The organism is Chryseobacterium sp. CG10_8 (assembly GCF_058117085.1).
Map to the genome: position 1 here is coordinate 18,685 of NZ_JBYVEB010000031.1, position 11,661 is coordinate 30,345.

At 34.3% G+C, this 11,661-nt stretch carries 8 protein-coding genes; 5 read left to right on the forward strand and 3 right to left on the reverse strand.

What is annotated here, in order from left to right; all coding sequences use genetic code 11:
• Window positions 1-9 precede the first annotated feature (9 nt).
• The gene (locus tag AC4AGG_RS07190) at window positions 10-2,661 is read left to right on the forward strand and encodes a hypothetical protein (protein ID WP_489771312.1); all 2,652 of its coding nucleotides are present in this window, start codon (window positions 10-12) and stop codon (window positions 2,659-2,661) included.
• On the opposite strand, the gene AC4AGG_RS07195 is transcribed toward AC4AGG_RS07190, so the two are convergent.
• On the reverse strand, window positions 2,658-3,578 hold the full coding sequence (locus tag AC4AGG_RS07195; protein ID WP_489771313.1) for a bifunctional riboflavin kinase/FAD synthetase: 921 nt from the start codon (window positions 3,576-3,578) through the stop codon (window positions 2,658-2,660). The two genes, AC4AGG_RS07190 and AC4AGG_RS07195, sit on opposite strands and share 4 nt — an antisense overlap.
• 242 nt (window positions 3,579-3,820) lie before the next feature.
• Between AC4AGG_RS07195 and atpD the strand changes: the two genes are divergently transcribed.
• The 3 genes from atpD (at window position 3,821) to AC4AGG_RS07210 (ending at window position 7,329) form a co-directional block, all read left to right on the forward strand.
• Window positions 3,821-5,329, forward strand: a complete 1,509-nt coding sequence (atpD, locus tag AC4AGG_RS07200) for a F0F1 ATP synthase subunit beta (RefSeq protein WP_489771314.1) — start codon at window positions 3,821-3,823, stop codon at window positions 5,327-5,329.
• Window positions 5,330-5,413: 84 nt separating this feature from the next.
• Window positions 5,414-5,695 (forward strand): FoF1 ATP synthase subunit delta/epsilon, encoded by a 282-nt coding sequence (locus AC4AGG_RS07205; protein ID WP_489771315.1) that lies wholly within the window; start codon window positions 5,414-5,416, stop codon window positions 5,693-5,695.
• Between the two features lie 209 nt (window positions 5,696-5,904).
• The gene (locus AC4AGG_RS07210) at window positions 5,905-7,329 is read left to right on the forward strand and encodes a helix-turn-helix transcriptional regulator (RefSeq protein WP_489771316.1); all 1,425 of its coding nucleotides are present in this window, start codon (window positions 5,905-5,907) and stop codon (window positions 7,327-7,329) included.
• A 259-nt stretch (window positions 7,330-7,588) separates the two neighbouring features.
• Here the strand turns inward: AC4AGG_RS07210 and AC4AGG_RS07215 are convergent, their stop codons facing one another.
• On the reverse strand, window positions 7,589-8,863 hold the full coding sequence (locus AC4AGG_RS07215; protein WP_489771317.1) for an aminotransferase class I/II-fold pyridoxal phosphate-dependent enzyme: 1,275 nt from the start codon (window positions 8,861-8,863) through the stop codon (window positions 7,589-7,591).
• A 113-nt stretch (window positions 8,864-8,976) separates the two neighbouring features.
• Window positions 8,977-10,014, reverse strand: a complete 1,038-nt coding sequence (locus AC4AGG_RS07220) for a PLP-dependent cysteine synthase family protein (protein ID WP_489771318.1) — start codon at window positions 10,012-10,014, stop codon at window positions 8,977-8,979.
• Window positions 10,015-10,205: 191 nt separating this feature from the next.
• Between AC4AGG_RS07220 and prfB the strand changes: the two genes are divergently transcribed.
• Window positions 10,206-11,318, forward strand: a complete 1,113-nt coding sequence (gene prfB / locus AC4AGG_RS07225) for a peptide chain release factor 2 (protein WP_489771319.1) — start codon at window positions 10,206-10,208, stop codon at window positions 11,316-11,318.
• The last annotated feature ends 343 nt before the right edge of the window (window positions 11,319-11,661 follow it).

An 11,661-nucleotide genomic window follows, 5' to 3' on the forward strand; every position in this document is an offset into this window, starting at 1 on the left:
AATTCTTAGATGAAACAATTATGTATACTATTCCTAATATTTTTTATCAAAATCTCTGCACAAACGGAGATTAAAGGAATTGTATTATCGGATGTAGAAAAGCCTTTGGTGAGAGCCAATGTCGTTTTGCATAATCCGAAAAATGAAATTGAAACTTTCGGTTTTTCTGATAAAACCGGAAGTTTTTTCGTTTCTACGGACAAAGTAGGCAAGTTTCAATTGAAGATTTCCTTCCTTAATTATCATTCTCAAGATATCGAAGTGGTGATCGATCAAAAGAATAAAATGATTGATCTAGGTAAGATTGTGCTTACGGCTTTTAAAGAGACCGAAATCAAAGAAATTGTGGTCACCCGTCAAAGTCCAATCCGTTTTGCCAAAGATACAATAGAGTATGATGTTGTAAAATTTGCGAACGGTACAGAAATGAGTGTCGAGGATATTCTTAAAAAACTTCCTGGGTTAAAGGTTGATAGTGATGGCAAAATCAAAATAGGAAATCAAGAAGTTGATCGCGTAATGGTGGAGAATGACGATTTGTTCGAGCGTGGATATCAGACACTAACGCAGAACATGTCTTCTAAGGCAATTGACAAAGTGCAAGTCCTTAAGAAATATTCTAAAAATAGGTTACTCAAAGGAATAGAAGATTCTGAGAAAATAGCAATTAACCTAACTTTGAAGGAGGATGCTAAAGGGAAATGGTTTGGTAATTTGTTGTTGGCTTCTACTTCTTATAAAGAAAACATGCATCAGGGTAAGGTCAATATCATGAATTTTTCCAAAAGGAAGAAAGTGTATTTTTTGCTTAACGCCAATAATCTTGGGTTAAACGAGATGAAAGGCGTAGAGTATTTGATAGCACCCAATTCTGATCAAGAAGTTGAGAATGTAGGACGTAATCTTTCTACTTTATCGATAGTTAACCTACATCAGAAGAATTATATGTTTGGTGAGAACCGTACTAATTTTAATAATGATAAGCTGGGTTCACTCAATTACATTTATAATTTCAAAGGAGATTGGAAGTTGAAGTTGGTAACTATTTTTAATGAGACAGAGAACCGTAATTATGTTAATAGCATCTACAGTTATCATTATGACAATGTTAGTTTCACCAATGTTGAAAACAAAACGTGGAAACAAAACAATCAAAATATTGTTGGGAAGGTAGAGATCATCAAAGAATTCAAGAGCAAAGCTAATTTGCAAATCTATAATAAGATATCTTCTCTTAAAGAACATAATGATAATGAGTTTATGTTTAATGATTTGCTTAATTTTCAACAGGGAAGCAATCGTCTTTTTGCTTCTGAAAGTAAGTTAGTCTATACAAAAAAGATTGATTCTTCGCGTGCGGTAGTTGGTGTGATGAAATTTATTTATCAAGATAGGCCATACAATTTCACAGATGAAAATGATGTTTTTCAATACCTGACAGGAAATTCTAATGCTCAAAGAATTAATCAAGTCATTGATTCTAAAATGAAGTTTGGCGGCGCAAAATTATCCTACCTTAAAAAGTATAATGAAGATCATCGATTTGAGTTGCAAATAGGGGATCAATTTAGAAATGATTATTTGTATTCTGCGATTAATCTTTATGATGATAATAATCAGATGATTGCTTTCGATCAGACTGATTTTGTCAATAATATGGCTCTCGATCAAAATTCGGTTTTTTCTGAGTTGAAGTGGGGAAATAAATGGAAAAAATGGAAAACAAATCTTAGGGTTTTATCGGAATTTGTAACATCAACTTTTAATCAAAGTCAAGAATCGGGATTTTACATCTCACCAGACATTAATTTTAGTTATGAAAATAGAAAAACTGGTAATTTTTCATTATCGGTTAATAGAAGATTTTCTCCTGTCTCCATTAATAATCTTCTAATTAATTATATATATCAAGGGGATCGTAATTTTAATGAAAGTACATTTGGATTTCAAATGTTGCCAGATTTGGGTTTAGGATTTTCTTATACCAAAGGAGAACAATTATCAAAAGGTTTTAGTCTGAGTATTAATTATAGTTATAGTGAAAGATATATCTCAAATAATGTAATTGTAAATCCTAATTATAGCTTTAATCAAAATATTTTAGTTGAAGGAAGTAACTCTTATTTTGGAAACTTTGAATTAAAGAGATATCTTAAATTTATAAAATCTCGATTTAGTCTTCTCGGAAATCTTATGATATCCGAATATGAGAATAGTGTCAACAATCAAAGTTTGATTAGAACTAAGTTTTCTAATTACAAAATAGGTTTTGAAATGAAATCAGGATGGCTAAAAAAGTTTAACTATGAATTAGGATATAATTGGACTTATAATATTATTGACTCAGATGTTAATCAAAACAATTACCTAGATCAGAAGGGCTTTGCTAACCTGTATTATAACTTCACAAAGGTTTTTCAATTACAAACTAATTTTGAATACTATAATTTTGGCAATACTCCTCAAAAAACGACGCAGTTTTTAGATATAAAATTAGACTATCGAATATTGAAATATAAAATGGATCTATTTGTCAAAGCTAATAACTTGCTCAACTCAGATAGTATACAAAGATATTCGATTTCTAATGTAAGTGAGAGTGTATATACTCAAAGATTGCTACCATTACACGTAGTGTTGGGTGTTAATGTAAGCTTTTAAAACAAAAGTTCTCTCGTCAGCCTTTCGTCTTCTTGTAGTTTTTCAATCAACTTTTCAAGACTTTCAAATTTGATTTCGGGGTGTAAAAAATCACGGAAATGGACGGTGATGGTCTCATCATAAATATCCTGGTCAAAATCCAAAATATTGACTTCCACAGTTAAAGAATTTCCTCCAACTGTAGGATTAGTCCCAATACTCAGCATGCCTTTATAGCTGCTTCCCCTTACAACAACCTCCACAATATAAGCCCCTTTTTTAGGAAGTAATTTGTAGTTTTCAGTTTCGATATTGGCTGTTGGAAATCCTATCGTACGACCTAATTTTTTTCCATGAACAACCTTTCCAGAGACAGGGTAGTGGTAACCCAGCATTTCATTGGCTTCCTTAGTTTTACCTTCAAATAAGGCATTCCTTATTTTGGTTGAGGAAATAATGTTACCATTAAGATTTAAGGCGTTCATTTCTTGAACTTCAAAATCATAAGATTGAGACATCTCAACAAGAAGATCGTAATTTCCGCTTTTATTTTTTCCAAAAACGTGGTCATGACCTACGATAAGGTGTTTTACATGGAGTTTGTCAATCAGTATTTGTTTCACAAATTCTTCTCCAGTAAGATTCCGAAACGCTTCATCAAATTCTTTTAGAAATAAATTCTGTATTCCAGAGTTTTCTAAAATTTCAGACTTTTCTTCCAAAGTGTTCAATAATTTGAGATCATCATTTGGGTTAAAAACTAATCTAGGATGTGGCCAGAAGGTAAATATTGCAGATTGCAAATTCTTTTCCTTAGCAATTTGATTAAGATGCGTGATGATGCTTTGATGTCCAAGATGTACTCCATCGAACATACCAATCGATAAGGCCAATGGATTTCTTTCGGAATATAGGTCTAGATTTTTGATGATTTTCAAAATCGAAAAATTTTGTAGGCAAAAATAGGGAATAGAATTGAAATGATTCAATTGCTTCTCCACATATATTATATAAGGTGAAATTAATCAAAATATGGTGAAGAAGACCTTACTTAAAGAGTTGGATTGACCTCTTTGGACTTATAACCAACAGTAACGTGGAAAAATATGACAAAAATCTTCAACGTCTAATTGCTAATTTGCAGACTTTCCTTATATTTGCAAAACGAAAAAATTTAGCAATGGCAAACCAAATAAAAGGGAAAATTTCTCAGATTATCGGTCCTGTAATCGACGTCGTTTTTGCAGAAGTAGAAGAACTTCCAAAGATTTATGATGCATTAGTAGTGACCAAAACCAACGGTGATAAGATTGTTTTAGAAGTAGAACAACACATTGGTGAAGATACAGTAAGATGTATCGCAATGGATGCAACTGATGGATTACAGAGAGGTAACGAAGCAGTTGGTTACGGAAATCAAATTACAATGCCAACAGGAGAAGCTGTCTATGGACGTCTTTTCAACGTAGTTGGTAGCGCAATTGATGGACTTCCAAATGTTGAGTCAGGAACTGGTCTTCCTATCCACAGAGAAGCACCGAAATTTGATCAACTTTCTACTTCAGCTGAAGTACTTTTTACTGGTATTAAAGTAATCGACCTGATCGAGCCTTATGCAAAAGGAGGTAAAATTGGATTGTTTGGTGGTGCTGGAGTTGGTAAAACAGTATTGATTCAGGAATTGATTAATAACATCGCAAAAGGACACGGTGGACTTTCTGTATTCGCAGGAGTAGGAGAGAGAACTCGTGAAGGAAACGACCTTTTGAGAGAGATGTTAGAGTCAGGAATTATTAAATATGGTGAAGGATTCATGCATTCTATGGAAGAAGGCGGATGGGATCTTTCTAAAGTTGATTTAGAAGAAATGAAAGATTCTAAATGTACTTTCGTTTTCGGACAGATGAACGAACCTCCTGGAGCAAGAGCAAGAGTTGCACTTTCTGGATTGACAATCGCTGAATATTTCCGTGATGGAGATGGAGCAGGACAAGGAAGAGATGTATTGTTTTTCGTTGACAATATCTTCCGTTTTACACAGGCTGGTTCTGAGGTGTCTGCACTTCTTGGACGTATGCCTTCTGCGGTAGGTTATCAACCAACCTTGGCTTCTGAGATGGGTGCGATGCAGGAAAGAATTACTTCAACTAAAAATGGATCAATTACATCTGTACAGGCAGTATATGTACCTGCGGATGACTTAACGGATCCGGCTCCTGCTACAACGTTTGCTCACTTAGATGCTACAACAGTATTGGATAGAAAAATTGCTTCTTTGGGTATTTATCCAGCGGTAGATCCATTGGCATCTACTTCAAGAATCTTGACTCCTGAGATTTTAGGAAACGAGCATTATGATTGTGCTCAAAGAGTAAAAGAAATTCTTCAGAGATATAAAGCGCTTCAAGATATTATCGCTATTTTGGGTATGGAAGAGCTTTCAGAAGAAGATAAATTGGTTGTATATCGTGCAAGAAAAGTTCAGAGATTCTTATCTCAACCTTTCCACGTAGCAGAACAATTTACAGGTATTCCTGGTGCTTTGGTAGATATCAAAGATACCATCAAAGGATTTAACATGATTATCGATGGTGAGTTAGACCGTTTCCCAGAAGCTGCTTTCAACTTGAAAGGAACGATCGAGGAAGCAATCGAAGCTGGTGAGAAAATGTTAGCTGAAAACGCTTAATTAGACTATAAGATATAAGATTTCAGACGTGAGACATTATTGTCGTCTGAAATCTGAAATCTGAAATCTTCAAATCTAAAATAAATGAATATAAAAATTTTAACTCCCGATAAAGTTGTTTTTGATGGTGAAGTGAAATCTGTTTTGCTTCCTGGTAAAAATGGTGATTTTCATATCATGAAAGATCACACGGCTATCGTTGCGTCACTTACTGGTGGAAAGTTGAAAGTATATGCTAATTCTATTGATGAGGTATATGAAAAGAACTTTACGAAGGAAAAGGATAAGGAAAGTATTTTCTCCTTCAAAATGAAAAGCGGAGTAATAGAATTTAGCAATAACAAAGGAATAATTCTGTGTGAATAAGTTTTTATAAACGCTCCTTTACAAAGTAAATCCTTCAATTTTTTTAAAGATTGAAGGATTTTTTTTTGTTCTTTCTTTATTTGGAGTCATTTTGTTCTTTTAGGATATCAATTGTGATTTGTTCAATATTTTATTTCTATTATATTAATAATCTGAGATTATTATATTTTTTATATTTTTGAAGGCTATTTTTGTAGTTTAGATATTTTATGAAGCAATTAATTTCTATATTTTTATTTCTGTTTTTCTTAACAAATATTATATCAGCGCAGACCGCTTCGATTAATTATTTTTTTAAGTTTTCAGATTCACAACAGACTTTGATGTTGGGAGGGATGACATCTAATGACCAAATTACTTCCGAGTATCTAAGTAGAGTAAAAAGCTATTATAGACAATTTGATCTTGAGAAGCTTGCAGTTCTAATATACAAGTTAGAGCCACTTTTGGAGGAGAATTCTTATAAAATGGGTGTTTTGTCTTTTTATAAATGTCTACTATATTGGCAAACCGGTAGCTTGAAGAATTATCAAACTGAGAAAATGCGACTGTTCAGCATTTCAGAGAATATTTCCGATCCCAATCTTAAGATTTACGTTAAAAGTCTTTACGAGTATACTCAAATTATTGATTTAGATTTAAAGGATAAGGATAATGAAATGATTGAGAGTGGTCTCAAGATTTTGCATCAAATGAAGAATGCAAAGATTGTTGACGATTATTATTATTTCATCTATGGTAAGGCTGCACATATTATCTCGGAAATATATCTTAGTCGCGATGATTATGAAAATACAGAAAAGTATTTGGCATTGACCAAGAGTATTTTTCAACGTTCTAAGGATTCTTATTTGATGATCTACTATCTAAGAGCCAAAGGTTATATGTTTGGGAAGCAGAAAAAAGCGAAGGAAGCTTTGGGGATTTATCAACAATATCTGTCTATTTGTGAGCAATATAGAGCAATGGAAAGTCGATATACTATTTTGCCAGCTGTTGCCACTTCGTATAATGATCTCAATAATCCAAAAGCCTCTGCAGATTATCTCTTGGAGTACAAGGTTATTGGTGATAAGATTAGTTTTCAAAAGGCTAAAGCTTCGGTTGTGATCAAAAATTATGAAGATGACGAAGAGGAATCCAAAACTTGGTTAACCTTTTGGGAGGTATTTTCTTTGATTATAATTTTGGTATCCGTTATTTCTTTTATTATCTACAGATTTGTGAAGAAGAGTTTTTCCGAAAAGGTTTATCAAGAGGAGGTTGCTTTTGAAGTGCCCGAAAAAAAGGAGACTCAGAATAATTCACCAACTTCTTCCAAAGATAATGTCTCCAATGAGGAACTCCTGGATTTAATTGAACTTTCTCAAGTTAATGAGAGCGCCTTTTATATCAAGTTTGCAGAGCTGTATCCTAATCTCTATAATAAATTGTGGTCTCTGACTCCGCAGCTTTCCGAGTCTGAAGTTAAGTTTGCAATGTACCTTAGACTAAATTATTCGACCAAAGAGATTGCAACTTATACCAATACTACCATCAAATCTGTCGAAAGTAAGAAGTATCGCTTGAAGAAAAAATTGAGTTTGGACAATCTAAATTCTGCTAGTTTGTACACTTTTTTCAACGAACTTTAGAAAAAAGCTCCTCGCAAAGCCTTGTGAGTGTATGTGAGTATCCAATTACTTGACATCAGTTTGTCAACTGTCATACATTTGACCCGAATAAAATTTCTCAGCAGAATTTTTTTCATCATTTGTGTTTTTTTTTATCGGGTCATGTTCTCACTTGGCCCGATTTTTTTTTGTGCAATAAAAAAACCGAAATGCAATTACATTCCGGTTTCGATTATTTTTAATCAATTAGAGGCTTTTAAACCTTTAATTTTTTGATTGATTATAATGGCTTAAAAGAAAGGTTGTTTTCCTTCAAAAATTGCTCAGCTTGGTCTCTGTAGTGTCCATTAACTAATTTGTCATGAATCGCTTCAAAAGCAGCTAGTGTTTCGTTAATTTCGGCATCAGTGTGAGAAGCTGTTGGGATTAATCTTAGTAAGATCATTCCTTTTGGAATAACTGGATATACAACTACAGAAGTAAAGATTCCAAAATTCTCTCTAAGATCTTTCACTAATAGAGTTGCTTCAACAGGGGATCCTTTCATCATCACTGGAGTTACACAAGTGTTGGTGTTTCCAAGGTCAAATCCTCTTTCTTGAAGCCCATTTTGCAACTTATGAACGTTTTCCCATAGTTTTGCCTTGATTTCAGGTCTCGTTTTTAAAAGCTCTAATCTCTTCAATCCACCAATTACCATTGGCATAGTCAAAGATTTTGCAAAAATCTGAGAACGTAAGTTGAATTTCAAATAACGAATGATTTCTTTATCTCCTGCTAAAAATGCTCCAAAACCAGCCATAGATTTAGCGAAAGTAGAGAAATATACATCAATCTTATCTTGACATCCTTGCTCTTCACCAGCTCCAGCTCCTGTTGCACCAAGAGTACCGAATCCATGAGCATCATCAACTAGAAGACGGAATTTAAACTTAGATTTTAGGTCAGTAATTTCTTTCAATTTACCTTGTTGACCTCTCATTCCGAAAACTCCTTCAGTAATAACCAAGATTCCACCGCCTTGTTCTTCGGCAACTTTAGTAGCTCTAGCAAGGTTTTTTTCCAAACTAGCAATGTCGTTATGACGATACATGAAGCTTTTTCCCATGTGAAGTCTTACTCCATCAACGATACATGCGTGAGAGTCACCATCGTAGACGATAACATCATGTCTGCTTACCAAAGCATCAATGGCAGATACCATTCCTTGGTAACCAAAATTCAATAAATATGCAGATTCTTTCTGAACAAATTCAGCCAATTGCTTTTCTAGCTCCAAATGTTGCTCGGTTTCTCCAGACATTGCTCTTGCTCCCATTGGATAGAACATGCCGTATTCTGCAGCAGCTTTTGCATCTGCTTCTAATACTTCTGGATGGTTACAAAGTCCTAAATAATCGTTAGCACTCCAGAAGACCACATCTTTTCCTTGAAACTTCATTCTCGGGCCGATAGGTCCTTCTAATCTAGGGAAAATAAAATATCCCTCGCCGTAATCAGCAAACTGACCCAATGGTCCTGGATTGACTTTGATTCTTTCAAAAATATCTACCATATATTATAGTTTTTTCGTTATTTACAAGGTCACAAAGTTAATTAAATTATGTCTAATAAAAAAACCCTTCAAAGAAGGGTTTTGTATGATTAATGCTGTGATTATTTCAAAATTTATTTGATGAATTCTGGCTTGAAAACTTCATCATAATTATGAACGCAATTGTTAACGAATCCTTGTTCTGCCATCCACTGGTCGCTATATACTTTGGTTATATATCTTGAACCGTGATCTGGGAAAATTAGAACAATTACATCTTCTGAAGTTAAATTGTTATTCTGAGCATATTGAATTAATGCTTGAGTTACAGCTCCTGTTGTGTAACCACCCATTATTGCTTCTTTCAAAGCTATTTCTCTAGTTCTATACGCGGACATTTCGTCATTAACTCTAACAAATTGGTCTACTTTATCAAAAAGAAGTGCAGATGGGATAAGATTTTTACCCATTCCTTCGATTTGGTAAGGTTTGATATCGTCTTTGTTGATAGCGCCAGTTTCGTGATATGTTTTTAGGATGGATCCTTCCGCATCAACACCGATGATTTTCACATTTGGATTTTTCTCTTTAAGAAACTTCGCAGAGCCAGAAAGAGTTCCTCCAGTTCCAGTGCAAGCAAATAAGTGAGTGACTTTACCTTCTGTCTGTTCCCAGATTTCTGGACCAGTAGTTTGGTAATGGGCATCAATATTTAACTCGTTAAAATACTGGTTAATATAGATGGAATTAGGAGTTTCTGCAGCAATTTTTTTTGCGACCTCGTAATAAGATCTCGGATCGTCTGCAGGTACGTTGGCAGGGCAAACATATACTTTTGCACCTAAAGCTTTAAGGTAAGCAATCTTTTCTGGTTTGGTCTTATCACTAACGGCAAGGATACATTGGTAACCTTTGACGATAGATACCATTGCAACAGAGAAACCTGTGTTCCCTGAAGTTGTTTCCACTATAACACTGCCTTCTTTTAATAATCCTTTCTTTTCTGCACTTTCAATAATATGAAGTGCAATTCTATCTTTAGTGGAATGACCTGGATTGGCGCACTCTAACTTGGCATAGACTTTTGCAGGGATTTCTTTTGTAACCTTATTAAGCCTGACCAAGGGAGTGTTCCCGATAAGTCCTAGTATGTTATCAAATACATTAGTCATTTTTCATCAATTTCTCTAAAAAACTGTGGGCAAAAATACGAAAAAAAAAATTATATCGAAATTAAATACACTATTTAGTCTTAATTTCTCCTTAATGTTATCGTTCCGCAAAGGTACATTTTTTTTAAAAATGATGTAACTGATACAAATCACTAAATTTCCGTATTTTTGCAGACCAAAAAAACTGTATTTTGATTACATCAGACCAATTCAAAGAAGTACAAAATCGTATCGCAGACCTTCATCGTTATTTGCAAATCGAAAAAAAGAAAATTGAGATTACCAATGATGATGAGAGAACTGCTGCTCCCGAATTTTGGGACAATCCCAAAGAAGCCGAGTCTTTTCTTAAACAACTTCGTTCCAAAAAGAAGTGGGTAGAGGATTATGAAGAAATTTTTTCTCAATTCCAGGATTTGCAAGTTCTTCAGGAATTTGCAAAAGAGGATGCCGATTCCGAAGCTGAGCTTGATGAACAGTTCCCAAATTTGTTAGAGAAAATTGAGAATTTAGAATTCAAAAATATGCTTTCTAATGAAGGTGATGAGTTGTCTGCGGTGCTTCAGATCACAGCGGGAGCAGGAGGGACTGAGTCTTGTGATTGGGCAAGTATGTTGATGAGAATGTACTCGATGTGGGCCGAAAAAAATGGATATAAATTGAGAGAACTCAATTATCAAGAAGGAGATGTCGCTGGTGTTAAAACCGTGACTTTAGAAATTGACGGAGAGTATGCTTTTGGTTATTTGAAGGGAGAAAACGGAGTTCATCGTTTGGTGAGAATTTCGCCTTTTGATAGTAATGCGAAACGTCATACGAGTTTTGTGTCGGTCTATGTTTATCCTTTGGTGGATGATACGATTGAGATTAATATTAATCCTGCGGATATTTCATTTGAAACCATGAGGTCATCAGGAGCAGGAGGGCAGAACGTTAACAAAGTGGAAACCGCAGTTAGACTTCGGCACGCTCCAACGGGGATCATCATTGAGAACTCTGAGTCTAGGTCTCAGCTTCAGAACAAAGAGAAGGCAATGCAGCTTTTGAAGTCTAGATTGTATGAGATGGAATTAGAAGAAAGAATGAGAGCTCGTAATGAGATTGAAGCCAACAAAATGAAAATCGAATGGGGAAGTCAGATTAGAAATTATGTGATGCATCCTTATAAATTAGTAAAAGATGTAAGGTCTGGTCACGAAACTTCGGATGTTGATGGGGTAATGAATGGTGATATTACGCCTTTCCTAAAGGCTTATCTGATGAGTGACGGGACGGCTGTGTCCGATGATGACATGGACTTGTAACTTTTCATTTGAAAATCATTGTTTTTTTTTTTTAATATTCTGATAATTAAAAGAAATAGAAACTGAGTTGGAAGTTCTTTTTAACTCAATTAGAGGAGCTTAATGGTCTTTCACAAAAACAAGTCTTTACTTCTTGGTAAGAATAATGTTTGGAGGTTTTACGAGATTATTTATAGGAGTTAAAGTTTAATTTGTAATTTTATTCTATAAAAAGAACATCAAATAAAAGTTGATCTCTTGTTTTTAGCTTTACTGTTAGCGTTTTCATCAAATGCACAAGTTTTGGATACACTCAATTTTAAAGAAGGTTTTCTAAGCAAAGGTTTTGAAAATAATAATTTTG

Excerpts from the sequence above, each read along its gene's own strand:
- AC4AGG_RS07220 (WP_489771318.1), bottom strand. The coding sequence starts at position 10,014 with ATGACTAATGTATTTGATAACATACTAGGACTTATCGGGAACACTCCC.
- AC4AGG_RS07190 (WP_489771312.1), top strand. The coding sequence starts at position 10 with ATGAAACAATTATGTATACTATTCCTAATATTTTTTATCAAAATCTCT.
- atpD (WP_489771314.1), top strand. The coding sequence starts at position 3,821 with ATGGCAAACCAAATAAAAGGGAAAATTTCTCAGATTATCGGTCCTGTA.
- AC4AGG_RS07210 (WP_489771316.1), top strand. The coding sequence starts at position 5,905 with ATGAAGCAATTAATTTCTATATTTTTATTTCTGTTTTTCTTAACAAAT.
- AC4AGG_RS07205 (WP_489771315.1), top strand. The coding sequence starts at position 5,414 with ATGAATATAAAAATTTTAACTCCCGATAAAGTTGTTTTTGATGGTGAA.
- AC4AGG_RS07215 (WP_489771317.1), bottom strand. The coding sequence starts at position 8,863 with ATGGTAGATATTTTTGAAAGAATCAAAGTCAATCCAGGACCATTGGGT.